The 24,522-nt window shown below is 74.0% G+C and carries 21 protein-coding genes; 11 read left to right on the plus strand and 10 right to left on the minus strand.

The genetic code is table 11. The features are described 5' to 3' along the window. Positions 1-4 precede the first annotated feature (4 nt). Both ACIGG8_RS31320 and ACIGG8_RS31325 read right to left on the minus strand, forming a co-directional pair. On the minus strand, positions 5-1,306 hold the full coding sequence (locus tag ACIGG8_RS31320) for a globin domain-containing protein (protein WP_396552064.1): 1,302 nt from the start codon (positions 1,304-1,306) through the stop codon (positions 5-7). Between the two features lie 154 nt (positions 1,307-1,460). Continuing rightward, positions 1,461-2,357 (minus strand): helix-turn-helix domain-containing protein, encoded by an 897-nt coding sequence (locus ACIGG8_RS31325; protein WP_396552065.1) that lies wholly within the window; start codon positions 2,355-2,357, stop codon positions 1,461-1,463. 216 nt (positions 2,358-2,573) lie between these two features. Between ACIGG8_RS31325 and ACIGG8_RS31330 the strand changes: the two genes are divergently transcribed. Beyond that, the gene (locus ACIGG8_RS31330; RefSeq protein WP_350525350.1) at positions 2,574-3,665 is read left to right on the plus strand and encodes an NAD(P)-dependent alcohol dehydrogenase; all 1,092 of its coding nucleotides are present in this window, start codon (positions 2,574-2,576) and stop codon (positions 3,663-3,665) included. 120 nt (positions 3,666-3,785) lie between these two features. On the opposite strand, the gene ACIGG8_RS31335 is transcribed toward ACIGG8_RS31330, so the two are convergent. From ACIGG8_RS31335 to ACIGG8_RS31345, 3 genes are all read right to left on the minus strand, one after another. Then, the gene (locus tag ACIGG8_RS31335; protein ID WP_396552066.1) at positions 3,786-4,325 is read right to left on the minus strand and encodes a DUF6114 domain-containing protein; all 540 of its coding nucleotides are present in this window, start codon (positions 4,323-4,325) and stop codon (positions 3,786-3,788) included. Between the two features lie 2 nt (positions 4,326-4,327). Continuing rightward, positions 4,328-4,981 carry a DUF6230 family protein gene (locus ACIGG8_RS31340; RefSeq protein ID WP_396552067.1) on the minus strand — a complete coding sequence of 218 codons (654 nt, stop codon included), beginning with the start codon at positions 4,979-4,981 and terminating at the stop codon, positions 4,328-4,330. Between the two features lie 139 nt (positions 4,982-5,120). After that, positions 5,121-5,987 carry a TetR/AcrR family transcriptional regulator gene (locus tag ACIGG8_RS31345; protein ID WP_396552068.1) on the minus strand — a complete coding sequence of 289 codons (867 nt, stop codon included), beginning with the start codon at positions 5,985-5,987 and terminating at the stop codon, positions 5,121-5,123. Between the two features lie 560 nt (positions 5,988-6,547). Between ACIGG8_RS31345 and ACIGG8_RS31350 the strand changes: the two genes are divergently transcribed. The 3 genes from ACIGG8_RS31350 (at position 6,548) to ACIGG8_RS31360 (ending at position 9,810) form a co-directional block, all read left to right on the plus strand. After that, on the plus strand, positions 6,548-7,216 hold the full coding sequence (locus ACIGG8_RS31350; RefSeq protein WP_396552069.1) for a Tat pathway signal sequence domain protein: 669 nt from the start codon (positions 6,548-6,550) through the stop codon (positions 7,214-7,216). 171 nt (positions 7,217-7,387) lie between these two features. Next, positions 7,388-8,278, plus strand: coding sequence for an AAA family ATPase (locus ACIGG8_RS31355; protein ID WP_396552070.1), 891 nt, complete (start codon positions 7,388-7,390; stop codon positions 8,276-8,278). Further along, on the plus strand, positions 8,275-9,810 hold the full coding sequence (locus ACIGG8_RS31360; protein ID WP_396552071.1) for a VWA domain-containing protein: 1,536 nt from the start codon (positions 8,275-8,277) through the stop codon (positions 9,808-9,810). The genes ACIGG8_RS31355 and ACIGG8_RS31360 overlap by 4 nt, the downstream gene beginning before the upstream one ends. Before the next feature lie 149 nt (positions 9,811-9,959). Here ACIGG8_RS31360 and ACIGG8_RS31365 read toward each other — a convergent pair whose 3' ends face one another. Together ACIGG8_RS31365 and ACIGG8_RS31370 are read right to left on the minus strand one after the other, a co-directional pair. After that, complete coding sequence (locus tag ACIGG8_RS31365; RefSeq protein ID WP_396552072.1) at positions 9,960-10,940, minus strand: alpha/beta fold hydrolase; 981 nt, start codon at positions 10,938-10,940, stop codon at positions 9,960-9,962. A 138-nt stretch (positions 10,941-11,078) separates the two neighbouring features. Then, positions 11,079-14,531 (minus strand): S8 family serine peptidase, encoded by a 3,453-nt coding sequence (locus ACIGG8_RS31370; RefSeq protein WP_396552073.1) that lies wholly within the window; start codon positions 14,529-14,531, stop codon positions 11,079-11,081. Here ACIGG8_RS31370 and ACIGG8_RS31375 point away from each other — a divergent pair. Further along, positions 14,530-14,697 carry a hypothetical protein gene (locus ACIGG8_RS31375; RefSeq protein WP_396552074.1) on the plus strand — a complete coding sequence of 56 codons (168 nt, stop codon included), beginning with the start codon at positions 14,530-14,532 and terminating at the stop codon, positions 14,695-14,697. The two genes, ACIGG8_RS31370 and ACIGG8_RS31375, sit on opposite strands and share 2 nt — an antisense overlap. A gap of 251 nt (positions 14,698-14,948) precedes the next feature. Here ACIGG8_RS31375 and ACIGG8_RS31380 read toward each other — a convergent pair whose 3' ends face one another. Beyond that, entirely contained in the window at positions 14,949-15,800 is an 852-nt protein-coding gene (locus ACIGG8_RS31380) for a siderophore-interacting protein (RefSeq protein WP_396552075.1), read from the minus strand. Between the two features lie 81 nt (positions 15,801-15,881). Here ACIGG8_RS31380 and ACIGG8_RS31385 point away from each other — a divergent pair, with 81 nt between their 5' ends. Next, positions 15,882-16,667: a TetR/AcrR family transcriptional regulator gene (locus ACIGG8_RS31385; protein WP_396552076.1), complete on the plus strand. Its 786-nt coding sequence runs from the start codon at positions 15,882-15,884 to the stop codon at positions 16,665-16,667. Here ACIGG8_RS31385 and ACIGG8_RS31390 read toward each other — a convergent pair. Then, complete coding sequence (locus ACIGG8_RS31390) at positions 16,664-17,842, minus strand: HEAT repeat domain-containing protein (RefSeq protein WP_396552077.1); 1,179 nt, start codon at positions 17,840-17,842, stop codon at positions 16,664-16,666. The genes ACIGG8_RS31385 and ACIGG8_RS31390 overlap by 4 nt on opposite strands. Before the next feature lie 275 nt (positions 17,843-18,117). Here ACIGG8_RS31390 and ACIGG8_RS31395 point away from each other — a divergent pair, with 275 nt between their 5' ends. Next, the gene (locus tag ACIGG8_RS31395; RefSeq protein WP_396552116.1) at positions 18,118-19,902 is read left to right on the plus strand and encodes a S8 family peptidase; all 1,785 of its coding nucleotides are present in this window, start codon (positions 18,118-18,120) and stop codon (positions 19,900-19,902) included. A gap of 227 nt (positions 19,903-20,129) precedes the next feature. Beyond that, positions 20,130-21,542, plus strand: a complete 1,413-nt coding sequence (locus tag ACIGG8_RS31400; protein WP_396552078.1) for a serine/threonine-protein kinase — start codon at positions 20,130-20,132, stop codon at positions 21,540-21,542. A gap of 27 nt (positions 21,543-21,569) precedes the next feature. On the opposite strand, the gene ACIGG8_RS31405 is transcribed toward ACIGG8_RS31400, so the two are convergent. Next, positions 21,570-21,767, minus strand: coding sequence for a hypothetical protein (locus ACIGG8_RS31405; protein WP_350526818.1), 198 nt, complete (start codon positions 21,765-21,767; stop codon positions 21,570-21,572). 163 nt (positions 21,768-21,930) lie between these two features. Here ACIGG8_RS31405 and ACIGG8_RS31410 point away from each other — a divergent pair, with 163 nt between their 5' ends. From ACIGG8_RS31410 to ACIGG8_RS31420, 3 genes are all read left to right on the plus strand, one after another. Then, positions 21,931-23,352, plus strand: a complete 1,422-nt coding sequence (locus tag ACIGG8_RS31410) for a D-alanyl-D-alanine carboxypeptidase family protein (protein WP_396552079.1) — start codon at positions 21,931-21,933, stop codon at positions 23,350-23,352. A gap of 72 nt (positions 23,353-23,424) precedes the next feature. Then, complete coding sequence (locus ACIGG8_RS31415; RefSeq protein ID WP_396552080.1) at positions 23,425-23,847, plus strand: PPOX class F420-dependent oxidoreductase; 423 nt, start codon at positions 23,425-23,427, stop codon at positions 23,845-23,847. A 277-nt stretch (positions 23,848-24,124) separates the two neighbouring features. Next, complete coding sequence (locus ACIGG8_RS31420; RefSeq protein WP_396552117.1) at positions 24,125-24,520, plus strand: NTP pyrophosphohydrolase; 396 nt, start codon at positions 24,125-24,127, stop codon at positions 24,518-24,520. Positions 24,521-24,522: the final 2 nt, after the last annotated feature.

The following is a 24,522-nucleotide window of genomic DNA, read 5'->3' on the forward strand; positions in this document are numbered from 1 at the left end:
GCGCTCAACGCTGCAGCGCCTGGTCGTAGCGGACCCGGCCCAGCGGCAGTCCGGCGGCCACCAGCCGGCGGCGGACGGAGTCGACCATGCCGACCGGTCCGCTGACGCAGGCCAGGTGGTCGCGCCAGTCGCCCGCCGTCGCGACGGCGTCGGCGAGGCGGCCGGCGGTCACCGGGGTGAGGGTCAACCACGGCTTGTGCAGGCCGAGTTCGGCGAGTGCCTGCCAGTCGTAGAGGTCGGCGCGGTCCCGGGCGCCGACGAACAGGTGGACCCGGCGGCCGGGGGGCCGGTGGGCGGCCTGCTGCTCGACGATCGCCTTCAACGGGGCGAGGCCGCTGCCTCCCGCGACCAGCAGCAGGTCGCGGGCGTCGCCGTCGGGCAGCAGGCTGCCGCGCGGCGGGCCGAGGCGCAGCCGGTCGCCGACGGCGGTGTGCTCGACCAGGGCGGCGCTGACCCCGTCGGGGCCGGTGCGGCGGACGTGGAACTCCAACTCGTTGTCGGCGCGCGGGGCGCAGCCCATCGAGTACTGCCGCCAGGTGTGCGCCAGCGCCGGGTGTTCGACGGTGCCGTACTGTCCGGCGCGGTACGGGTACGGTTCGCCGGTGCGTACCCGCAGCACGGCGAGGTCGGGGCGGCGCCGCTCGTGGCCGGTCACCACGGCGTGCCAGTAAGGGGGTTCGGTGAGCGCGGAGTCGGCGCCGGCGACCATCGCGCCCACGGCGAAGCGGAGCATCCGCACCCAGGCGGCTTCCAGCTCCTCCGTCCGGTGCTCGCCGGCGCGGTGGCGGATCGCCGCGCACAGGGCTTCCTCGAAGGCCTCGTAGTGGACCGGGCGGACACCCAACTTCCGGTGTTCCCTGCCGAGTTGGCGGAGTGTGTGGCCGAGTTCGGCGGGCTGGTGGAGGTGCTCGATCAGGTGGTGGAAGATCCGTTCCAGGTGGGTCTGCTGGAACTCCATCGAGTCGGGGAAGAGCGGGCGCAGGTAGGGGCGGCGGCGGAACATGACCGCGTAGAGGTGGTCGATCAGCTCGGAGAGCGGGGCGACCAGGTGGAGGTGACGCCGGATCAGGTGCTGGTCGGCGGCGCCGTCGTACCCGCCGCTCCCGCCGTCGCCGCCGTACCCGCCGTACCCGCCGTACCCACCGTCACCGGGCCCGTGGTCGGCGTAGCCGAAGTCGCCGCCGGAGGAGGCGGACGGCGCGAGGAGTCGGCGGCGAAGGCGCATCGCGTGGTGACGGGCGATCAGCCGGTCGTACTCGGCGGTGGCGGTGCCGCTGGCAAGGTGCGTGCTGCTGCTGTTGTCCATGTCCTGTCCAGTCAACTGCGCGGCCTCCGAACGCGAGAAGGGCCGATCGCCCCGGACGGACCCGGGACCATCGACCCCTTGCCAAGCACTGCTCGGGTGGCCACGCAGTAACCGATCCCCCCGCCTCCCGGCGCCCCCTCCGGGCCGGTGCCGCCTACCGGGACGCCTCGCTGGCGGAGTCGGCCGCGTCCGACGCCGTCCCGGCCTGGAACTCGGTCGCCGCCCAACTCGCCAGCAGCCGCAGCGACTCGGCCGAGGCCGAACCCGGTTCGGCGTGGTAGGCGACCAGCACCTGGTCGGCGTCACCGGTCGGGCGCAGGGTCTCGTACTGCAGGCTGAGGGCGCCTACCACCGCGTGGTGCAGCCGCTTGGTGCCGTGGCCCTTGTCCCGGATGTCGTAGGTGGCCCACAGGCGCCGGAAGTCCTCGCTCTTGACGGAGAGTTCGCCGATCAGCGAGGCCAGGTGGGGGTCGTCCGGGTCGCGCCCGGCGTCCAGCCGCAGCATGCCCACGATGTCGCTGGCCTTGCCCTCCCAGTCCACGTACAGGCGGCGGGCGTCCGGGTCGAGGAAGACCTGCCAGGCCATGTTGCGCTGCTCCGGCGGCAGCACGGCGAAGTCACCCAGCAGCGCGCTGCCGAGCCGGTTCCAGGCGATGACGTCCAGGCGGCGGCCCAGCACGTACGCGGGCACGCCCTCCATCGCGTCCAGCAGTTGCTGCAGCGCGGGACGCACCCGCTGCACCCGGGCGGCGGCCCGGCCGGAGCGGCGCCGGGCGGGCTTGGTGAGCCGGCCGAGGTGGTCGCGTTCGGCCGGGCTGAGCCGCAGCACCCGGGCGATGGCGTCCAGCACGGCGACCGAGACGTTCTCGCCGTGGCCCTGTTCGAGCCGGGTGTAGTAGGCGGTGCTCACTCCGGCGAGCTGGGCCAGCTCCTCGCGGCGCAGCCCGGGCACCCGGCGACGGGTGGTGGTGTGCGGCAGCCCCACGTCCTCGGGCCGCAGCCGGGCGCGGCGGGATCGGAGGAACTCGCTGAGTTCGGTGCGCTGGTCCATGTCTGCAGTATGCGGGCGATCCGGCGCCCGAGAGCGGGCGAGGGTGACACTGCCGTGCGTACCCTCCGCAGACGTAGGCCCGGCCGACCTAGGCACGGCCCGCGTAGGTACGGTCCGCGTAGGTCCGGCCCGCCTACGTTCGGCCCGCCTACGTCCCGGCTTCGTACGAAGACCTCGGGTCTGGTTGGCCCGATCGCGGCGCCGCAGTCTGTGGGCATGACGAACGAGACGACGAAGACCACCACGAACACCCCCGGCACCACCCGCACCGTCGCCGCCTACGCGGCGCAGCAGCCCGACGCCCCGCTGGCGAAGACCACCGTCACCCGCCGGGCCGTGGGCGAGCACGACATCGTGATCGACATCCGGTTCTCCGGCATCTGCCACTCCGACATCCACCAGGTCGGCGAGGACTGGGGCACCGGCATCTTCCCGATGGTCCCCGGCCACGAGATCGCCGGCGTGGTCGCCGAGGTCGGCCCCGGCGTGACCCGCTGGAAGGTCGGCGACCGCGTCGGCGTCGGCTGCTTCGTCGACTCCTGCCGCGAGTGCGACAACTGCCGGGCCGGTCTCCAGCAGTACTGCACCGGGGAGGGCGGCGCCGTCTTCACCTACAACGGCACGGGCAAGGACGGCCTGCCGACCTACGGCGGCTACTCCACGGAGCTGGTGGTGGACGAGGCGTACGCGCTGAGCATCCCCGACAACCTGCCGCTGGACGCCGCGGCGCCGCTGCTGTGCGCGGGCGTCACGCTGTACTCGCCGCTCGCCCACTGGGGCGCGGGCCCGGGCAAGAAGGTCGCGATCGTCGGCCTCGGCGGCCTCGGCCACATGGGCGTGAAGCTCGCCCACGCGATGGGCGCGGAGGTCACCGTGCTCAGCCAGTCGCTGCGCAAGCGCGAGGACGGTCTCAAGCTCGGCGCCGACCACTACCGGGCCACCTCCGACCCGGCGACCTTCGGCGAGCTGGCGGGCAGCTTCGACCTGATCGTCAACACCGTCTCCGCCGACCTCGACCTCAGCGCCTACCTGGGCCTGCTGCGCACCGGCGGCACGATGGTGCAGGTCGGCGCGCCGGAGAAGCCGGTGTCGGTCAACGCCCACGCGCTGCTCGGCGGGCGCCGCTCGCTGGCCGGGTCGATGATCGGCGGCCTGCCGGAGACCCAGGAGATGCTGGACTTCTGCGGTGAGCACGGCATCACCGCCGAGATCGAGCTGATCCGGGCCGAGCAGATCAACGAGGCCTACCGGCGGGTGCTGGCCGGCGACGTCCGGTTCCGCTTCGTGATCGACGCCTCGACCATCTGATCCGCGGCTCGCGGGCCGTCCGGTCCGCGGCCGCCTCCGCTCGAAAGTGCCGCGAAGGCCCCGCGCGAAGGTGCCCCGCGCCCCGGTGCTCTCCCGTCACCAGGGCGCGGGGCCCCCGCGTCAGACCGAGGCGGTCTTGGCCGCGTGCCGCTCCTCGCGGCGGTCCAGCCGCCGCTGCCGGCCCCGGCGCAGCGGCTGGTCGGGCAGCCAGCCGAAGGTGAGGCAGGCGCCGACCACCCCGAGCAGCATCCCGATCAGGAAGCCGCCCAGGTTGGACGTGACCCAGCTGCCCAGCGAGGCCAGCACGGCGAGGATGGAGTAGAACAGCCGCTGCGCCGGGTTGAACAGGATCAGCAGGCCGCACAGCACCATCACCGCCGGCACCAGGTACCCGGCCAGTCCCTGCATCCCGATGTGCAGGACGACGGGCAGCGGGGCCCGCAGGGTGAACAGGATCTCGGCGCCGCCGAGCAGCACCAGCAGCCCGCCCCAGAACGGCCGCCTGCCCCGCCAGTCGCGCTTGGCCGGGCGGGCGGGGGGCCCGGCGGCGGGAGCGGCGGCGGTGCCGGGCGCGGCGGCCGTCCCCTCGGCCACCGCCTCCTCGGCCCGCGCCGCGGTGCCCTCGCCGGTCCCGGCCGGCTCCGGTACGGACTCCGTCATGCTCAGCAGCCCTGGGAGCTGAAGCTCAGCCGCAGGTTGGGCAGTTTGAACCCGACGGCGGTGCTCGCGTAGTTGTGCTGCTTGAGGTTGGTCAGCAGGACGGTGTCGGCCTGCTGGCCGAAGACGCCCGGGTTGCCCTTGCCGACCGGGCCGGCCTTGGTGAAGGTGCTGGCGTCGCCGCCGATCTCGATGTTGGTGAACTCCGCGTCGCCGGACAGCAGATCGGAGTCGGTGGTGAGGTTGGTGGCGGAGACGGGGGTGCCGCCGTCGCCCGCGTGGATCACCAGGTTGACGCCGCCGAGGTCGACGCTCTGGCACAGGTTGGTGATCTGCGCGGTCTTGATCGCCGACACCGCGACCAGGACCTGACCGCCGGTGGAGCCCGCGTTGGGGCTGTCGGGGATCATCGAGTCCAGCGAGCCGAACTGGGCGAAGCCCTGTCCGTCGAGCTTGTCGGCGGTGATGGTGAACGGCATTCCGGAGATGGAGAATTGGGCGGCGAGCACGCCCTGGGCGGTGAGCGCCATCAGGACACCCCCGGCCGCGATGGCCGGCACGGCCATCAGCGCGGTGCGCTTGAGTCGGACCCGGCCTCTTCTCGGCCCGGCCGGCTGGGGGGTGTCGGCCGCGGCGGCGGCGTCCTCGGACATGGCCATGTGTGCTCCCTCTGGGTGGATTGGGTGTGCAGGCACTGGCACGTTGTCCTGGCGCGGACAGCGTTGCGCGGCCCGACGGGTCACCCGCCCCTCGGCAGCGGGGCGGGTCCGGTTCGGAGCGCGGTAAGTAACTGGGAAGCTACTGCCCGGTATTGGCCGGGTCAATACGGGTGCACGAAGGATCTTCACCGATCCCGGCCCCGAGCCGTTCGGCCGTCTCCGCCGGGACCGTTCGTACCGGCGCCTCCGCCGCCCCGGGCCGTGCGGCCGCCTCCGCAGGGCTCAGCCGGACGGCCTCGGCCGCCTCCGCCGGGCCCAGCCGGACGGCCGCCTCCGCCGGGCCGAGGAACGGTGCCAGGCAGAACATGCTCAACACCGGCAACAGCTCGGGCAGTCGATCGGTCCGGCCGGAGGCGATCCCGCGGTAGAGCGCGCTGTAGACGCCGCCCACCACGGCATCCACCATCTCGTCCACCCGTACCCCGCCCGGTAGTTGGGGCACCTCGGCGAAGAACGCCCGGAACCTGGTGAGGAGTTGTTCGCGCTCACGCCGCCCCTCCGCGCCGACCGCCTCGATCTCGATCACCGCGATCGTCGCGAATGCCGGTGTCCCGGCGAGCAGTTGGAGCATCGCGCCGAGCGCCTGCCGGATCCCGTGGCACCAGTCGGATTCGGCCGCGAAGGCCCCCGCCATCCGCCGCAGCACCACCCCGGTGCCGTACCGGTGCGCCGCCAGGAAGGCGTCCTCCTTGCCGCTGAACAGCTCGTAGAAGACCGGCCTGGTCACGCCCGCCGCGCGGCAGATGTCGCTCACCGTCGCGTGCTGGTAGCCGCGTTCGGCGACGGTCTGGACCAGCCCGTCCAGCAGCCGCTCGCGCTGGGTCGCGGCGACCACGCCGGCGGGCTGCCGGCGCGGGCCAGGCTTGATCGACCGGGCGGGATCGCGACCGGTCCGCGCACCGGGCAGCAGGACCACGTCGGCACTCCGGAGGTAGTTCCGATCCATCACCAACTCCTGTGTCCTGTATTGACATTGACGCAACAGCGGGTTTACAACACTGACAGGTTTCCAACCGGTGGGCGAGCAGGCCCCCACCGGCCGACCTCCAGGGGCTCCCAGGATCCGGGCGAACCTCCCGGACCACGGGACCACGGCGGGCGCAGGCCCGCGGCGGTGGCAGCCGCCGACGTGCACCCCCACAGCACCGCACGTCCGCAACGACTCGGCGCAGTACCACTGCGCAGCGCCTTGCCCAGTGCCGCTCCGACATGACGCTCCGCAGTGGCGCTTCGCGGAGCGGATGCTTAGAGCCACTTCGCAGGGCCACTTCGCAGGACCACTTCGCCGAGCCGCGTCGCAGGGCTGCTCCTCAGCGCCGCTGTGTCGTGCACCGCCGTCCGAACACACCTCCGTACCGCACGAGCGGGCCCGTGGCGCCGGGCCCGCCCGCACCGCGGCCCCGCCGGAGCCCCCGGTACGCCATGCACCTCCCCCGTCGTGCACACCACCACACCCGCACGCCGGGATTCCCCCCACCCGTCCCCGGGACGGAGAGAGGTACCCTCATGCGCATCCGCCGCACCCTCGCCACCGCCGCCCTCGCCGCACTCGCCCTCACCGGCGCGGCCGTGGCACCCGCCGAGGCCGCCACCGCCGTACTCACCACCGGAAGCCCGGCCGGCCCGGCCGTCGCCGTCGGCGACGTCCTGAGCGCCAACCTGGTCTCCGGCGGCTTCGCCACCTTCTACAACAGCGCCACCGGGACGAGCGGCATCAAGTGCGCCGCCTCCTCCTTCTCGGCGACCGTCACCTCCAACCCGGCCGCCCCGGGCAGCGCCGTCGAGCAGCTCAACACCCAGACCTTCGGCTCCTGCACCTCCAACGTCCTCGGCGTCACGGGCGTCAAGAGCATCACCGTCACCAACCTGCCGTTCACCAACACGGTCAGCGACGCCCCCGGCAACCCGGTCAAGCTCACCCCCGGCGCAGCCGGCCCGATGGGCACCACCGTGGTGCTCAGCACCATCCTGGGCAGCATCAGCTGCAACTACCAGAACGCCACCGGGATCAACGGCACCACCTCGAACACCGGCAACACCATCGGCTTCTCCGCCCAGCCGTTCACCCTGGTCTCCGGCCCCGGCCTGTGCTTCTCGACGGGCTACTTCAGCGCCACCTACGGCCCGGTCAAGGACACCTCCGTCGCCGGCAGCCCGGTCATCTTCGTCAACTGACGCAGCGGGCCCACCGGTTCGACCCGCGGCGTACGGCCCCGGCAGGCCGTACGCCGCTCCGCCACGCCCGGAGGCGCCCGCCACACGGCCCCCCCGACCCCCGCGACAAGGAAGTGACCGGCCGGTAGGGTGGCGCCGCACGGAGACGGCGAACCGGAACGGGGCAGGCGGATGACCAGCGGCAGCAGCGGGAACGGCGACGGCACGGGCTTCTTCACCTCGGTCGCGGACGCCGCCGAACAGCTCGCCGCCACCGGCTACCTCGCCTCCACCGCCGTCGCCACCACCGTCTTCCTCGCCGACCGGCTCGGCAAGCCGCTGCTCGTCGAGGGCCCCGCCGGGGTCGGCAAGACCGAACTCGCCAAGGCCGTCGCCGCGATCGGCCGGGCCAGGCTGGTCCGGCTCCAGTGCTACGAGGGCATCGACGAGGCCCGCGCGCTCTACGAGTGGAACCACGCCAAGCAGCTGCTGCGGATCACCGCCGGCCGCGACGAGGGCTGGGACGAGGCCCGCGGCGACATCTTCGGCGAGGAGTTCCTGCTCACCCGCCCGCTGCTCACCGCCATCCGCGGCGAGGAGCCGACGGTGCTGCTGATCGACGAGATGGACAAGGCCGACGTGGAGGTCGAGGCGCTGCTGCTGGAGGTGCTCAGCGACTTCCAGGTCACCGTCCCCGAGCTCGGCACCATCACCGCGAGCCGCCGCCCCTTCGTCCTGCTCACCTCCAACGCCACCCGCGAGCTCTCCGAGGCCCTGCGCCGCCGCTGCCTCTTCCTCCACCTCGACTACCCGGACGCCGAGCTGGAGCGCCGGATCGTCCGCCTCAAGGTGCCCGGACTGGACGACACGCTGGCCGAATCGCTGGTCCGGATCGTCGGCGCGCTGCGCACGATGGAGCTGCGCAAGGCGCCGTCCGTCGCCGAGACCATCGACTGGGCCCGCACCCTGCTCGCCCTCGGCGCGGACACCCTCGACGAGGCGGCCGTCCGCGACACCCTCGGGGTGATCCTCAAGCACCAGGACGACATCCGGAAGGCCACCCGGAAGCTCACCCCGGCATGACCGTCGCACCGCAGCCCGCCGAAGCAGGCACGACGGCACCAGGTGCCACGACAGCAGGCACGACGGCAGCAGGCAGGGCGACAGCAGGCACGACGCCGGCGGCCGCGACCGGAGCAGCCGGCCCCGCCGACACCGCCGCCCGCCTCACCGGCCTGGTCCGCGCCCTGCGCGGCCACGGACTGCGGATCGGCCCCGCCGAGACCGTCGACGCCGCCGCCGTCCTCGACGTCCTAGGCTTCGCCGACCGTGAGCAGATGCGGGCCGGTCTGGCCGCCGCCCTGCTGCGCTCCGACGGCCAGCGGACCGTCTTCGACGCCACCTTCGACCTCTTCTTCCCCCTCGGCGTCGGCACCCCCGAAGCCTTCCGCACCGACCCGCCGCCGGTGCCCGAGGACCCCGAGCCGCCGCGCTTCGGCCGCCCCGACCCGCTCCGCGACGACCTGCGCGAACGCCTCGCCGCCGCCCTCGCCGCCGACGACCGCGCCGCCCAGGCCCGGCTCGCCGGCGAGGTCGTGGAGGCCTTCGGCCGGTACGGCGCCGGCGGCGCGCCCGGCTCCGACGGCTGGTCCGCCCAGCAGGCGCTCGGCCGGATCAACCCCGACACCCTGCTCGCCCGGATCCTCGCCGCCCTGCGCAGCGGGCCCGGCACGGCGGACCTCTCCGACCTCGTCCTCGCCGACGAGGTCCGCCGCCGGATCCGCGACTTCCGCGCCCTGGTCGCCGGCGAGGCCCGCCGGCGGGTCGCCGAGCTGCGCGGCCCCGAGCGGATCGCCGAGCGCGCCGTCGCCCCGACCGCCGACCGGATCGACTTCCTCTACGCCGGCCGCGACCAGCTCGCCGAACTGCGCCGCACCGTCCACCCGTTGGCCCGCAAGCTCGCCACCCGCCTGGCCGCCCGGCGCCGCCGCGCCGCCCGCGGCCACATCGACCTGCGCCGCACCCTGCGCCGCTCCCTCGGCACCGGCGGCGTGCCGCTGCGCCCGGCCCACCGGCTGCGCCGCCCGGCCCGGCCGGAGCTGGTGCTGCTGTGCGACGTCTCCGGCTCGGTCGCGGGGTTCGCCGACTTCACCATGCTGCTGGTGCAGGCGATGAGCGAACAGTTCAGCAAGGTCCGGGTGTTCGCCTTCGTCAACCGCACCGCCGAGGTCACCGACCTGCTCCGGAACGGCGACGACCCGGCGCGGCTGGCCGCCCGGATCCTCGGCCAGGCCCAGGTCACCGGCTACCACGGCAACAGCGACTACGGCTCCGCCCTCGGCGGCTTCGCCGACCACCACCTCGACGCCGTCGGCCCGCGCACCTGCGTCCTGGTGCTCGGCGACGCCCGCACCAACCACCGCGACCCCAACCTCGACGCCCTGCGCCGGATCGCCGGCCGGGCGCGGCGGGTCATCTGGCTCAACCCCGAGCAGGCCTCCCTGTGGTCCACCGGCGACTCCGCCGCCCACGCCTACGCGGACGTCGTCGACATGCACCCGTGCCGCAACGCCCGGCGCCTCGGCGAGCTCATCGCCCGCCTCCTGCCGGTCTGAGCCGCACCCCCGATCCGCTCACCGAGCTTCCGCCGCCGGCGCCGCGCACCGGGGCGTGACCGCGGTCCGCCTGTGCCGGGCGGACCGACCGGGCCCGGGGCACCGACCCGGCCCGGGCGACCGGCCTGCGGCCGCCCGGGAGCGGGCCGTCAGTCCAGCGAGCCGAGGAAGTCCAGCAGCGCCTCGTTGACCTCGGCCGGGCGCTCCTGCTGCGTCCAGTGCCCGGTGTCCGGGAGCCGGAGGTGCCGGTGCAGCCGCGGCGTCACCTGCTGCAGCAGGTACGCCATCACCTCGCGCGGGACCATCGCGTTGACCAGGTCCTGCTCACCGGTCACGTACAGGGCGGGCGCCTCGATCCGGCGGCCGGTGAACGCCGCCATCAGCTCGTTGTTCCGGTCGATGTTGCGGTACCAGTTGAGCCCCCCGGTGAAGGCGCGCTCGCCGTGCCGGGCGTAGTCGGCCGCGAAGGCGTCGATGTCCGCCTCGGTGAGCCAGCCCGGCAGCCGCGCCGGCTCCGGGACGGTGTCCAGCAGCTTCATGCCCTCGGGGACGACCCACGCCCTCGGTACGCCGTCGGGGGAGATCCCGCCGAGGATGCGGCGGAAGGAGGACTTGGGGTCGGCCGCCAGCTCGGCGTCGGCGCGGCCAGGTTCCTGGAAGTAGATCTGGTAGAAGCCCTCGCCGAACCGCTCCCGGGACAGCGCCAGCGGCGTCGGCCCGGACGGCAGGGGCGGCACGCTCAGCCCGGCGACGCCGCGCACCAGGTCGGGCCGCAGGGCCGCGGTGGCCCAGGCGACGGGGGCGCCCCAGTCGTGCCCGACCACCACGGCCCGTTCCTCGCCGAGCGCGCCGATCAGCGCCGTCACGTCGCCGACCAGGTGCAGCAGGGTGTAGGCGTCCACGCTCGCGGGCTGCTCGCTGCGGGCGTAGCCGCGCTGGTCGGGCGCCACCACCCGGTAGCCGGCCTCGGCGAGCGGCGCGAACTGGTGGCGCCAGGAGTACCAGCTCTCCGGGAAGCCGTGCAGCAGCAGGACCAGCGGCCCCTCGCCCTGCTCGGCCAGGTGCAGCCGTACCCCGTTCACCTCTACGTCGCTGTGCTTGACGGCCTCGTACGACACGTGGTTCCCCATTCCTCAAGAACGTCCGTCCGTTCCCGAACCTGCCCAGCCGCCCGGCCCCGGAACCCCGCGTCCGTCCTCCGGCGGGAAACAGCCGAGGCCGCCCCGGGAATCCGGGACGGCCTCGGCCTTCGGTTCAGTGACGGAGCGTCAGTTCACCGTGTAGCTGTACGGAATCGCCGCGAGCACCGCACCGGTGGTGTTCAGGACGTTGTTGGTGGTGGCCACCCCGGTGGGGCCGGACACCAGGTACAGCACGCCCTTGACCGTGCTGCCCTTCGGGCTGGTCGGGGTCAGCGTCACCTGCAGCGAGCCGGTGGCGCCGGGGGCGACGGTCACCGGGTTGGCGGCCTGGGCCGAGGCGTTCACCGAGGCGGCGTACGGGTCACCGGTGCTGGAGGCCAGCGCCGGGTCGAAGGCCTGGGTGTGCGCGGTGGCCGTGATGGTGGACGTGCCGGTCGGCGCGCCGCCGGTGCCGAACGGGCCGATCTGCTGGACGAAGGTGCTCCAGTTGCCCGGGACGACCGGCTGCTCGGCGGTGCCGTTGTCGGTCACGACCGAGATGGTGGAGCCGTTCTGGGCCTTCTTCAGGTCGCCGAACAGGTCCGGCGAGCCGGTGGTGGCGCTCAGCTCGATCTGCGCCGGCGTCGAGGACGCCGCCACGGCCTTGAGCTGGTCGGTGCCCGGCGGCACCAGGAAGGACGGCACCGTGGAGCTGAGGCTCAGCGGCAGGTTGACGTTCGCCGAGGCGCCCTGCGGCACCAGCGGAACGTCCACCCGGCGGTCCAGGCGACCGTCGGCCGCGATCTTCTGGGTGGCGACGGTGTTGTTGGTGTAGTTCACCTGGACGGTGACCGGCTTGCCGGCCGCCAGCTTGGTGTGCGCGTCGTTCGGCAGACCGGCCGCGGTGGCCTGGTCCTGGTCGAACGCGACGGTGCCGGTGAAGTCCTGGGCGAGCTGCTGGCCGCTGACCGGGCCGAGCACGTTCAGGACGAACCGCCAGCGGCCGGCGGCCGGGTTGACGGTGGTGGCCGAGACGCCGGCCGCGGTGCCGGTCAGGTTGCCCTGGGCGTCGAACAGGCCGTTGCCCTCGATGTCGATCGGGGTGCCGTTCGGGCTGATCAGCGCGCCCTGCATGAGCAGGTTGGAGTCCTTGCCGACGGTGACGCCGACCCGCAGGTCCTTCTGGCCCTTCGGGACGTCGAAGCCGTAGGTGAAGCCCTGCGTCGGCGAGGCGCTGCGGCCGTTGCCACCGGTGATGGTGCCGGTGAAGGTGCCCTTGCCCTGGTTGACCGGGACGAGGCTGCGCAGCGTGACCGGCACGCTGGTGGTGTTGCCGTTGGAGCTGGAGACGGTGATCGCCTCGCTGGAGTCACCGCTGGTCGCCGGGGTGGCCAGCTGGACCTTGAGGGTCTTGGTCTGACCGGGCTTCAGCTCGGCGGTGCTCGGGCTCACCGCGCCGGCCGGGACGGCCCGCTGGGTGGCGGTGCCGAACTGGACCGGGCCGGTGAAGCCGGCCTTGCCCGCCGGGGTGTAGAGGATCGCGGTCCACTCGCCGGCGACCGGGTGCGGGACGTCCACCAGGCCGAAGTTCGCCGGGGTGGCGCCGCCCTGCGGACGGGTGTTGGTCTCGAAGCGGCCCGACGGGTCGAGCAGCGTCATGCGGACCACCGGGCCGTTGGTGACCGGGTTGGGCGCGCCGTGCCAGGCGATCGACGCCGCGAGGCGGTCGGCACCGGCCGGGACGGTGAACTTGACCTGCTTCTGCACCCAGTCCGCACCGTTGGTGGCGTACTTGAAGGTGTCCGTCGAGGACGAGTCCAGCTGGACGGTCTGCTGGTTGCTCGCCTGCGGGGCGAAGCTGCGGGTCGCGGCGCTCACCGTCTGGGGCTCGTCACTGGTGTTGGTGACGGACACGTCGGCGGTGTGGGCCGAGCCGGGGGTGCCGGCGATGTCGACCTGGCCGGTGTTGACCACGACGGTGTTGGCGCCGTCGGTGCCGTCCCCGTCGTCGTAGCCGCGGGCGGCCTCGACGGCGGCGCGGACGTTCAGCAGGCCGGCGCCCTGCTCCTCGGCCGGGACGCCGAGGTCGGTGGCGGTGCCGGTGAGGAACTTCTTCACCAGCGCCGGGGCCGGCGAGTCGCCGCCGTGGGTGTCGCGGTAGGCCTGGATGACCAGGGCCGCGGCGCCGGTGACGAACGGGGCGGCCTGGCTGGTGCCGCCGAAGGGCTGGATCGGCGAGGGCTTGCCGTTGAAGCCCGTGCAGTCCTCGTACTTGGCGGTGTCCGGGGTGCACAGCGCCCAGTCCGACTCGCCCGGGGCGACCAGGTCGACGGTGCGGCCGGCCTGGGTGAAGCCGCCCGAGGAGAGCGCGGAGATGCGGCTGTTGCTCCAGGTCTTGTTGGAGAACTGGGCGGCCGCGTAGCCGGTCTGCTGGTAGTTCTGGTTGTCGGTGGAGGCGCCGACCGAGATCACGGACGGGTCGGTCGACGGCGTACCGACGGTGCCGCTGATGCCGGCGTCACCGGAGGAGACGGCGACGGTCACACCGGCCTTGACGGCCTGCTCGTTGAAGAGCGAGATGGTGTCGTGCGCACCGCTGTCCGGGGTGACGTTGCCGCCGAAGGACTCGTTCAGCACGTCGACGTGGGCGACCCGCACCGCGTAGTCGATCGACTGCAGGATCGACGAGTTGGACATCAGCTCGCCGCCGGCCTTCAGGGCGACCAGGTCGGCGTCCGGGGCGAGGCCGCGGATGCGGATGTTGCAGCCCGCCGGCAGCGGGTGCGAGGGGTTGACGAACTGCGAGACGTCGTAGACCTGGCGGCCCTGGGCGATGACCGCCGAGGCGTCGCCGAAGGCCTCGGCGGCACCGGTCGGCGCGTCCCAGCCGTCGCCCGCGAAGTCCTTGTAGTCGACGACGGCGTGCGAGCCGTCGGCCCGGATGAAGTCCGGGTTGTTCGGGTCGAGGCCGTCCGCGATGTAGGCGACCTTGACGCCCTTGCCGGTGGCCAGGTTCTCCACGCCGGGCTTGCCGTTGCCGGTGTAGGCCCGGACCGAGTACAGGCCCTCGGGCTCCAGCAGGGGCTTGCTCGGGTCGGAGGGGCACGCCGTGTTGGTCGCGTTCTCCTCCGCGCCCTGGCCGTTGCTGCCCGAGACGGCCTGCGGAGCGGCGGCGGCCTTGGGCGCCTTCGCGCCGGCGGCGTTCGCGGAGTCGGCGGCGTCCTTGGCCTGCTTCGCCTTGCCGGCGGACGCCGGGGCGACCTGGACCTGGGCGTCGGCCACCACGGCGGCGACGGCCGGGTCGGCCTGCAGCTGGGCGCGCAGAGCGGGGCTGACGGTCGCCGAGAAGGCGTTGCCGACCACGAAGGTCTTGATGTCGGTGCCGCCGCCCGCCTTGACCTTGTTCAGCAGCGGCGCCTGCGCGGAGGCGGTCTTCTGCTGACGGGCGCCGAGGTGGCCGTGGTCGGCCGGGGCGTCCGCGATCTGGTCCTTCAGGATCACGATCACCGGTGCCGGGGCCCCGTCCGCGGACGCCGCCTGGGCGTTCTGCGGATCCGGGTTCGGCGCTGCGTCGGCGATGGTCCCGAGGCTCAGGACCATGGACGCGGCGGTGACCGTGACGGCAGCTGTTAGCTGGGCTTTCCGCCAGCCGATCATGGACATCCTTTCGTCTGATGAATGGCTGACGCAATCCAACTCAGCTGAGCGCGATCACGACAAGGGGGTAAATACCCATCAGAAAGTAAAGTTGACCATCACTCAGTAAAATTCGTGGCGGAAATCGGGCCGAATCCGCATCTTTCAGCCGATCGGCCCTGCGTGGAACGGGATGCCGCGGCGCCGGGGATTCCCGTGGCGAACTCCGGACACTGGCGAAACCCCGCCACCGGGTTGACCATTTGTCGACACCACGACGTTCCCTTCCCGCTCCGCCCCGGCCGAAACCCGGGCCGACCGCGGCGGCCTCCGGGGACGGGCCGGGGAGCCGCCGAGCCGCCCGGGCCCGCCCGCTCCGTATCAGTACCCGGCCAGCCGCTCCTGAGCGTCCGCCAGGTCCTCGGCGGTGGGCGCGTCGTCCTGGGTCAGCCGGTGGCGCCAGTACCCGGTGAAGTCGACGGAGGCCTTGGGCACGCCGCGCTCCTCGACCAGGTGCCGGCGCAGCGCCCGCACCGCCCCGGCCTCCCCCGCCAGCCAGGCGAACGGCGTGCCGCCCGGCAGTTCGGCCGCCCGGACCGCCGCGGCCAGCACCGCGCCCGGGGCGGCGGCGCCCCGGTGCAGCCAGTGCACGGCGAGGTCGGCGCGGCTCTCCAGCGGCTGCTGCTCGGCCGCGTCCGCGACCTCGACGTACGCGAGCGCCCGCACCCCGGCCGGCAGCGCCTCGACCAGCGTCGCGAGCGCCGGCAGCGCCGTTTCGTCCCCGGCCAGCAGCACCCAGTCGGCCGCCGCGGCGGCCTCGGCGTACGGGACCGGCGGGGCGTACTCCGCCGAGGGGCCGACCATCCCGAGCCGCGCCCCCGGCTCGGCCCGCAGCGCCCAGGCGGCGGCCGGGCCGGTGTCGCCGTGCAGCACGAAGTCGATCTCGACCAGCCGGGTGCCGGGCCGGCGGCGGCGCAGGGTGAAGCTGCGCATCAGGGGGCGCTCGGCCTCGGGGATCGCCAGGTAGGCCCGGTACCAGCCCATCGGGTCGTCCTGCCGAGCGGGCAGCACGGGCTCGGTCTGCCCCGGGCGCGGGAAGCAGAGCTTGAGCTGCTGGTCCGGGGCGGTGCCGACGGTGTCGGCGAGTTCCTCGGCGGCGAAGGTGATCCGGGCGGTGCGCGGCGTGGTCCGGCGGACCTCGACGACCTCGACGAACGTGACGGGCAGTGTCATCGGGAAACCCCTTCGATTGGTAACCTTACGGCATAAAGAGTTGCCACGGGAGCGATACTTTACGCCATAAGGAGATGTCGGATGACCGTCTACGCCGGGCAGGGCGACGCCCACCGGTCGCTCGCCCTGCTGTGGGGAGCGCCCGCGGAAACGCGCACCGGGCGCAGCGGCCCCAAACCGGGCCTGAGTGTGGACGCGATCGTGTCCGCCGGAATCGCGGTGGCCGACGCCGAGGGCATGGCCGCGCTGTCGATGCGCGCCGTGGGCGAACGACTCGGCCGCACCGCGATGGCGCTCTACACGTACGTCCCGGGAAAGGCCGAACTGCTCGACCTGATGCACGACCGGGCGCTCGCCGAACTCCCGGCCGGTCCGCCGCCCACGGACGACTGGCGGGAGGCGGTCACCGCCTGGGCCGGGGACCTGTACGACTGCTACCTGCGCCACCCCTGGGTGCTCCGGGTCTCACAGGCCCGACCGGTGCTCGGCCCGGCCGAACTCGCCGCGATGGAGAGCCTGTTGCGCGCCCTGCGACCGGCCGACCTGCCCCCGCGGACGCTGCGCGGAGCCGTCGCCGCCCTCTGGCAGTTCGTCCGCGGCCTCGCCGCCGCCACCGCCGACGCCCGCGCCGCCGCGGCCGCCACCGGTGTCGCCGACGAGGACTGGTGGACCGAGCGTTCCACCCAACTGGCTGTACTGGCACCGGACTTCGCCGAGCGCTTCCCGCTGCTCACCGCCCTGCAGAGCACCGCCGGCGGCCCGCCGGAGGAGAGCCACCGGGAGGCCTTCCACGGCGGGCTCGCCGTCCTGCTCGACGGCATCGCCTCCTCGGGGCCGCCCGCCGACGCGACGGCCGTCGCAGGCTAGACGGCTTCCTCGTCGGACGAGCGCCCCGGCGCCGCGCGTCGCGCGCGGATGCGGTGCGCGGTGCGCAGCCCCTGTTTGGCGGCGGTGGCCACCAGGCCGCCGAGGCTGGTGCCGGCGCGGTCGTGGGCGACGAGGCGTTCCAGCACCGGCAGGGCGCGGTCGTCGGCCGTGGCCCCGAGGGCGCGGGCGGCCAGCGCCCGAAGGTCCGGGTCGGGGTCCGCGGTGAGGGTGATCAGGTCGTCCACCACCGGCGGGCCGAAGGCGGCCACCGCCGAGGCGAGATGACCGGCCTTGGGGTTCCGACGCTCCGTCATGACGCGCCAGAGCGCGGCGAGCGCCTGGTCCCCGCCGAGCTCGCCGAGAGCCCGGGCGGCGCCGCTGCGCACCCAGTGGATCTCGTCGTCCAGCCGGGCCGCCAGGGAGGGTACGGCGGCTCGATCCCCGAGGAGGCCGAGCGCCTCGCAGGCGCCCTCGCGGACCATCGGGTCCGGGTGCTCCAGCAGGGCCGTCACCAGTGGAACGGCCCGGTGGAAGCCGAGTGCGGCACAGGCGAGCGCGGACCACCGCACCCCGCCGTGCCCGGTGTCGGCGAGCGCGCGCAGCAGGCCGGGTTCCAGGCGCTCGTCACCGAACAGGTCGATCCGGTTGAGTGCCTTGGTCCAGACCGTGACGTCCTGGGTCCGGTGGTCGGCGGCGACCTCGGACAGAGCCGTCAGCGCCTGCGGATGGCCCAGTCGGGCCCACTCCAGCAGCGCGTCGATCGCCCGCAGCCTCGTTGCGCGGGCCCCGCGCAGCTCGGCGGCGAGGACCGTGACCAGGGACGCCGGCCCGTCGGGCAGGGGGCCGAGCGCATCCCCGAGCGGTCCTGCGAGTCCCGGCTCGGACTCGCCGAGCCGCAGCGCGAGGGGGCCGATCCGGGTGCCGACGTCCGCGTCGTAGAGACCGTCGGCGCACAGGTTGGCGGCCAGCTTGGCGACCTCGCGGAACAGGAGCCGCGCATCGCCTGACGGGTCGTCGGCGAGGGCGTCGAGCCGGCCGGACATCGCCGCCGCGACGGCGGCCGGTGGACGGCCGGCGGCCCCCAGCACCGCCTCCGCCCACGTCGGCGGTGTGCCCTGGCGCTCGTACAGTTGGCGGCCCCAGAGGCGGAGGACGGCGTCACGGTGGTCGGTCATCCCGGGATCGTTCCAGCAGGGATGCCGGCGGCCAACGGGTTTTCCGTCCGGCCCCGGGTCCGGCCAGAGTTCTGCACCCCACGACATCAAAACGTAACGTTTCCGTGAAAAGTCGTCAGGCGTAAAGTCTTCCCCAAGTCCTCCCCCATCTGGCATGTTTCCTTCAAATCCCGTGCGATCCCCTCACACCCACGGGTCGAATCGGAGGACACGTGTCACCCCTGATATCCCGGCGGCTCGGCCGCCCGGCCGCCGCCCTCGCCGTTCTCTCGGCCATGGCGCTCGCCACCCCCACGGCACTCGCGACCGCCGCCCCCGCGAACACCGCGCCCGCCGCCCCCGGCGGCGTCACCGCGCCCGTCGCCCCGGCGGCCGCGCAGGCCCCCGCCGCAGTCAACGCCCCGGCCACCGCCGCCGGCTGGGCCGCCGGCACCCGCGCCTACCTGGTGATCAGCGCCCCCGCCGACATCGCCGCCGCCAAGGCCGCCGTCGCCGCCAAGGGCGGTACGGTCTTCGCGAGTTACGACGCGATCGGCGTCATCGTCGCCCACTCCGCCAGCTCCGGCTTCGCCGCCGCGCTGCGGACCGTCAGCGGCATCCAGCAGGTCGGCGCGACCCGCACCTCCGATGTGCCGGCCGACGCCTACAACCCGGCCCTGCCCGCCAACCCCGCCCAGTCGGCCACCACGCTCACCGAGTCCAACCGCTGGGACATGACCCAGATCAAGGCCGACCAGGCCTGGAGCGTCACCACCGGCTCCCCGTCCGTCAAGGTCGGCGTGCTCGACACCGGTGTGGACGACCAGCACCAGGACCTCGCGCCGAACTTCGACGCCGCCGACTCGGCCTCCTGCGCGTACGGCAAGGCCGACACCCGCACCGGCGCCTGGCGCGACGTCGACACCCACGGCACCCACGTCGCCGGCACCATCGCCGCCGCGAAGAACGGCAAGGGCGTCGTCGGCGTCGCACCGGGCGTGAAGATCGCCTCCGTCCGGATCGCCGAGCCCACCAGCACCCTGTTCTACGCCGAGAACACGGTCTGCGGCTTCGTCTGGGCCGGCGACCACGGCTTCAAGGTGACCAACAACAGCTACTACACCGACCCGTGGCAGTTCAACTGCCCGGACGACCTCGACCAGGCGGCCATCATCGAGGGCGTCAAGCGCGCCCAGGAGTACGCCGAGGGCAAGGGGTCGCTGCAGGTCGCGGCCGCCGGCAACGCGAACTACGACCTGGCGAACAAGACCACCGACACCGAGAGCCCGAACGACTCCACCAAGGTCACCCGGACCATCAGCAACGCCTGCCTCGACATCCCCACCGAACTCCCCGGTGTGGTGACCGTCGCTGCCACGGGCAGCGGCAGCGGCAAGGCCTCCTACTCCAACTTCGGCCGGGGCGTCATCGACGTCGCGGCGCCCGGCGGCGACGGCGCGACCGGCGTCTACTCGACCCTGCCCGGCGGCAAGTACGGCACCAAGAGCGGCACTTCGATGGCCTCCCCGCACGTCACCGGGGTGGCCGCACTGATCGCGAGCACCGACCCGACGCTCACCCCGGCCGACATCCGGGCCCGGCTGGCGAGCCAGGCCAACGACCTGGCCTGCCCCGCGTCGGACAGCCGCTGCACCGGCACCACCGCCGTCAACTCCTTCTTCGGCGAGGGCCAGGTCGACGCGCTGAAGGCGGTCAGCGGCACCACCCCGCCCACCGGCACGTACGTCGAGAACACCACCGACGTGGCGATCCCGGACAACACCACGGTGGAGAGCCCGATCACCGTCACCGGCGTCACCGGCAACGCCCCCGCGACGCTCAAGGTCGGCGTGGACATCAAGCACACCTACCGCGGTGACCTCGTCCTCTCCCTCGTCGCCCCCAACGGCACGGTCTACCTGCTGGAGGACTTCCCGAACAACGACAGCACCGACAACGTCGCCAAGACCTACACCGTCAACGCCGCCGCGAGCGCGGCGAACGGCACTTGGAAGCTCCGGGTGAAGGACGGCGCGGCCGGCGACACCGGCACGATCGACGCCTGGAACCTCACCTTCTGACCCGCCGGACCGACCCCCGTGCTCCGACCCCCGTGCTCCGCCGCCCGCCGCCCGAGCGCGTCGGCCGGCGGAGCACGGGGCGTTCCGCTCCGGCACCGCCCTCGATCGTGTGCGGCCGACGCCGGTGGCGGCAGCGGCCGGCGACGGAACGTCAACCCCCGTGGCGGGAGCGTCCGTGCGTGCCCCTAGCCTGTGGTGCTTCCGGGACTCATGGGAAGGCGGACGCGGTGCTGAGCGGCACGATCGTGGCGGGGCGGTACGTCATGGACCGCCCGATGGGCGCGGGTGGCATGGGCGAGGTCTGGGCGGCCCAGGACCAGCTGCTCGACCGGCGGGTCGCGGTGAAACTGCTGCACCGGACCACCGTGGACGGCCGGGAGCGCTTCCTGCGGGAGGCCCGGGCGGCCGCCGGGCTGCAGCACCCGGGGATCGTCGTGGTCCACGACTTCGGCGAGTTCGAGAACGCGCCCTTCCTGGTGATGGAGCTGCTGGAGGGCCGCTCGCTGGAGGCCCGCCCTGACGACGGCCCGGTCACCGTGGGCTGGGTCGCCGAGGTCGGCGCCCGGGTGGCCGAGGCGCTGGCGACGGCCCACGCGTCCGGGCTCGTCCACCGGGACGTCAAGCCGAGCAACCTCTTCCTCACCGCGGACGGCGGCGTCAAGCTGCTGGACTTCGGCCTCGTGCACGAGCGCCCGCAGCCCGCCCAGGACTCTCCACAGCAGCCCGCCCAGGACGCTCCGCAGCAGGCCGACCACACCATCGCCGCCGGCACCCTCGCCTACATGGCCCCCGAGCAGTACCTCGGCCGGAGCGTCGACGCCCGGGCCGACCTGTACGCACTCGGCGGCACCCTGTACGCCCTGCTGGTCGGGCACCCGCCGGCCCGCGGCCGGGCGGACCGGGTGCAGCCCACCCCTCCCCCGCGCCTGCGGGACGAACGGCCCGACGTGCCCAAGGAGCTCGACCTGCTGATCGGCTCCCTGCTGGCGCGCGATCCGGCGCGCCGCCCTGCCGGGGCCGCAGCGGTCGCCGAGCAGCTGTGGAAGGTGGCCGGGCGCCACGGCCGTCGCAAGGCCCCGCAGACCGTGGGGCCCGTCCCCAAGCAGAAGAAGCAGGCCAGGAACGCCGTCCTGTTCAGCGCGGGTGTCCTGGTGGTCGCCATGATCGCGATGCGGCTGATCTCCGACCCGCCCTTCGGCTCGTCCGACGACTCCGCGGCCCCGGTCCGGACCCCGAACCACCCGACGGCCTCGGCACGTCCGGCGCAGCTGAACCCCGGTGACTGCATCGACTACACCGCCCCGGTCGGCCCGGCGGAGGTGAACCTGAACACCCCCGTCGGCTGGCAGGCGGTCGACTGCGGCCGACCGCACCAGGCGCAGGTCGGCAAGGTCCTCACGATGACCCGGCCGACGTCGGCGTCGCAGTGGAACACCGCCCTGGCCGTGCTCGGCGCCGGCTGCACCGGCGTCGCCCTGGACGCCGAGTCCGCCCACCCCGGGCAGCACCTCGCCCGGGCGGTGCTCGGCCCGTCCCAGGCCGACTGGTTCTCGGGCGCCGAACGCTTCGCCTACTGCACGCTGCACCCGCGGGACGGCGGCCCGCTCACCGTCGACGTCCGGCCGAAGGCGGGGAGCTAGGACGGGCCCCGGGACGCCGGCACCGCCTCAGCCGCGGCGAGCGGCCGGTATCGCCAGCAGGACGCCGAGCGCCAGCAGGACGGCGTACCCGGCGGTCTCGTGGCCGTGCGGCACCAGGAGGCGGACGAAGCCGAACAGCCGGAAACCCCCGAGCCAACCGGACAGCAGGCCGGAGGCGCCGCCGAGGATCAGCACGAAACCGAGGTAGCCGAGCAGGGTCTTCATACCCCCGAGCCTAGGAATCCGCCACCGCACGGTCATCCGACTTTCGGCGCGGCCCGGCACCACCAAAGTCGCGCACGGCGGCGCCGGCTGAGGGCACCGGGAGAAGGCACCGGACGGAGCAGCAGGCACGGCGGCCGGACGGCGGCCCGGGTACGTTCGCGGTGTGCAGCCCAAGTATGTGCAGCCCAAGTGTGTGCAGCAGAAGCCCCCGTACGTCACCCGGGCCGCGGCCGGCGCCGCCGCCACGGTGCTGGTGCTCGCCGTCGGCACGCCGATGGCCCTCGCGGCCCTCATACGCGGCGGCGGCACCGGCGTCGTCGGTGTCGTCGGCGGGGAGCGGCTCGGCAGCCCGGACGTCCAGGTCGCGCCGCTCGCCGGAGCGCCCGCGCTGCCGTCCGAGCTGAGCGGCCGGTCCTGGCTGGTCGCCGACGCCGGGACGGGCGAGGTGCTCGCCGCCCGCAACGCCCATCTGCAACTGCCCCCGGCCAGCACGCTCAAGATGCTGTTCGCGGACACCGTGATGCCCAAGCTCGACCGCTCGCTGGAACACCGGGTCACCCCGGCCGAACTGGCCGACGTCGGCGCCGGCAGCAGCCTGGTCGGCGTCAAGGAGAACCTGTCGTACCGGGTCGAGGACCTCTGGCGGGGCGTCTTCCTCGCCTCCGGCAACGACGCCGTGCACGTCCTCGCCCACATGAACGGCGGCGTCAAGCAGACCGTCGCCGAGATGCAGGCCCGCGCCGCAACGCTGCAGGCCGGAGACACCAAGGTGGTCTCCCCCGACGGCTACGACATGGACGGCCAGGTCTCCTCCGCCTACGACCTCACCCTCTTCGCCCGCGCCGGGCTGCGCAACGCCGACTTCCGCTCCTACTGCGCCACCCGCACCGCGCGCTTCCCCGGCGGGCTGGACACGCTCACCGGCCGGCGCACCAGCTTCGACATCGCCAACACCGACAAGCTGCTCGGCAAGTACCCGGGCCTGATCGGCGTCAAGAACGGCTACACCACCAACGCGGGCGCCACCTTCACCGGCGCCGCCGAACGGGGCGGCCGCACCCTGCTGGTGACGGTGATGCACCCCGAGGCGAACGGCAAGGTCTACGACGAGGCCGCCGCCCTGCTCGACTGGGGGTTCGGGGCGCTCGGGAAGGTCCAGCCGGTCGGGCAGCTCGTCGAGGACACCGGCGCACCGGCCGCGTCGGCGGGCCCGTCGGCAGGCGCCTCGGCAGGCGCCTCGGCGGGTCCCTCGGAGGCCCCCGGGGCCCCGGAGGCCGCAGCCGCCTCCCAGCTGCCGCCCTGGGCCCAGCCGCCCGTCATCGGCGGCGACGACCCCGGTGCCGCCCCCGCCGTCTGGACGGCCGCCGTCCTCGGCACCGCCCTCGCCGTCTGGGCCGGCGTCCGCACCGCCGCGCTCCGCCGCACCGCACCCGCCCACGCCCCGGCCGGCGCCGTCACGGCGTACCGCGGCGGCGGCGCGACCGCGGTGGGCGGCGCCACCGGCGTCGGCGGCCGCGGCCACCGACGGCTGACCCGCCGCGCCCGGGCCCTGCTGCGCACCGGCCGCACCCGCCGGCCGCGCTGAGGACGCTGACCTGCGGCGCGGTCCACGGCCGGTCGGCACGGCCGAGGGCCGATCCCCTCTAGAATTCCGGCCATGACCACGCCCGACCCCTCCGCCTCGGACCGGCTCGCCCGGATCGTCCGGCTCTCCTCCGGGAGCTACCTGCTCGTCACCACGTACAAGAAGGACGGCACGACCGTGCCGACCCCGGTGTGGGTGGTCCGTGACGGGGAGGCGCTCGGCATCTGGACCGTCGCGGACTCCTGGAAGGTCAAGCGGATCCGCAACCGCGCCGACGTGCTGGTCGGTCCGTGCGACGTCAAGGGCCGGCCGACCGGTGACCAGTACCCGGCGACCGCCGAGATCCTCGGCCCCGAGCGCACCGCCGCCTACCGCACCCTGCTGCGTCAGAAGTACGGCCTGCTCGGCGTGCTCACCCTGCTCGGCAGCCGGCTGCGCCGCGGCGAGCGCGGCACCGTGGGCATCCGGATCACCCTGGCCGACGACACCGCCTGACGACGTCACCTGACGACACCGGCCTCATCACCGCGACCCGACCACTCCCCCATCGCACCGATCCGACCGACCCGGCGGATCGGTGCTTTGCCATGCCCGCGGGCGGATCGTCGCCGCCAGGGTCTCCGCCCAGCTGTCGCTGATCTCCGCCCTGCGCGCCGACAACGTCGCTCTGCCCGATGCCGTCCACGAGCTCCTGCGGCGTGAATCGCCGTCACGGCGCCGGTCGCGGTGCCGGTTCGGCCGGGGGCGGTGCGGGGTGGCAGGCTTGGCGGTCATGGGACACGAGGGCAGGCCGACGCTGCTGGTGGTGGACGGCGCGAACGTGGTCGGGTCGGTGCCCGACGGCTGGTGGCGGGACCGGCGGGGCGCCGCCGAGCGGCTGCGGGACGCGCTGGTCGCCGTCGCCGAGCGGGGCCTGCCGGACCGGCCGGGCCCGTTGGAGGTGGTGCTGGTCGTGGAAGGCGCGGCCCGGGGCGTCACCGGGCTGCCCGCGGTGCGGGTGGTCGAGGCGAGCGGCAGCGGCGACGACCGGATCGTGGAGCTGGTCCGGACCGCCCGCGCCGAGCACCCCGAGCGGGACTGCCTGGTGGCCACCGCCGACCGCGAGCTGCGCGCCCGCGTCGGCGCGCTGGGCGCCGCGGTGACCGGGCCGCGCAGCGTACGGCCCTGATC

Origin of the sequence: Kitasatospora sp. NPDC085464 (genome assembly GCF_044541955.1) — a bacterium.
Taxonomy (GTDB): Bacteria; Actinomycetota; Actinomycetes; order Streptomycetales; family Streptomycetaceae; genus Kitasatospora.

Excerpts from the sequence above, each read along its gene's own strand:
- ACIGG8_RS31420 (WP_396552117.1), top strand. The coding sequence starts at position 24,125 with ATGGGACACGAGGGCAGGCCGACGCTGCTGGTGGTGGACGGCGCGAAC.
- ACIGG8_RS31335 (WP_396552066.1), bottom strand. The coding sequence starts at position 4,325 with ATGACGGAGTCCGTACCGGAGCCGGCCGGGACCGGCGAGGGCACCGCG.
- ACIGG8_RS31395 (WP_396552116.1), top strand. The coding sequence starts at position 18,118 with ATGGCGCTCGCCACCCCCACGGCACTCGCGACCGCCGCCCCCGCGAAC.
- ACIGG8_RS31405 (WP_350526818.1), bottom strand. The coding sequence starts at position 21,767 with ATGAAGACCCTGCTCGGCTACCTCGGTTTCGTGCTGATCCTCGGCGGC.
- ACIGG8_RS31390 (WP_396552077.1), bottom strand. The coding sequence starts at position 17,842 with ATGACCGACCACCGTGACGCCGTCCTCCGCCTCTGGGGCCGCCAACTG.
- ACIGG8_RS31360 (WP_396552071.1), top strand. The coding sequence starts at position 8,275 with ATGACCGTCGCACCGCAGCCCGCCGAAGCAGGCACGACGGCACCAGGT.
- ACIGG8_RS31415 (WP_396552080.1), top strand. The coding sequence starts at position 23,425 with ATGACCACGCCCGACCCCTCCGCCTCGGACCGGCTCGCCCGGATCGTC.
- ACIGG8_RS31380 (WP_396552075.1), bottom strand. The coding sequence starts at position 15,800 with ATGACACTGCCCGTCACGTTCGTCGAGGTCGTCGAGGTCCGCCGGACC.
- ACIGG8_RS31320 (WP_396552064.1), bottom strand. The coding sequence starts at position 1,306 with ATGGACAACAGCAGCAGCACGCACCTTGCCAGCGGCACCGCCACCGCC.
- ACIGG8_RS31345 (WP_396552068.1), bottom strand. The coding sequence starts at position 5,987 with ATGGATCGGAACTACCTCCGGAGTGCCGACGTGGTCCTGCTGCCCGGT.
- ACIGG8_RS31350 (WP_396552069.1), top strand. The coding sequence starts at position 6,548 with ATGCGCATCCGCCGCACCCTCGCCACCGCCGCCCTCGCCGCACTCGCC.
- ACIGG8_RS31340 (WP_396552067.1), bottom strand. The coding sequence starts at position 4,981 with ATGGCCATGTCCGAGGACGCCGCCGCCGCGGCCGACACCCCCCAGCCG.
- ACIGG8_RS31370 (WP_396552073.1), bottom strand. The coding sequence starts at position 14,531 with ATGGTCCTGAGCCTCGGGACCATCGCCGACGCAGCGCCGAACCCGGAT.
- ACIGG8_RS31375 (WP_396552074.1), top strand. The coding sequence starts at position 14,530 with ATGGACGCGGCGGTGACCGTGACGGCAGCTGTTAGCTGGGCTTTCCGC.
- ACIGG8_RS31330 (WP_350525350.1), top strand. The coding sequence starts at position 2,574 with ATGACGAACGAGACGACGAAGACCACCACGAACACCCCCGGCACCACC.
- ACIGG8_RS31325 (WP_396552065.1), bottom strand. The coding sequence starts at position 2,357 with ATGGACCAGCGCACCGAACTCAGCGAGTTCCTCCGATCCCGCCGCGCC.
- ACIGG8_RS31365 (WP_396552072.1), bottom strand. The coding sequence starts at position 10,940 with ATGGGGAACCACGTGTCGTACGAGGCCGTCAAGCACAGCGACGTAGAG.
- ACIGG8_RS31385 (WP_396552076.1), top strand. The coding sequence starts at position 15,882 with ATGACCGTCTACGCCGGGCAGGGCGACGCCCACCGGTCGCTCGCCCTG.
- ACIGG8_RS31355 (WP_396552070.1), top strand. The coding sequence starts at position 7,388 with ATGACCAGCGGCAGCAGCGGGAACGGCGACGGCACGGGCTTCTTCACC.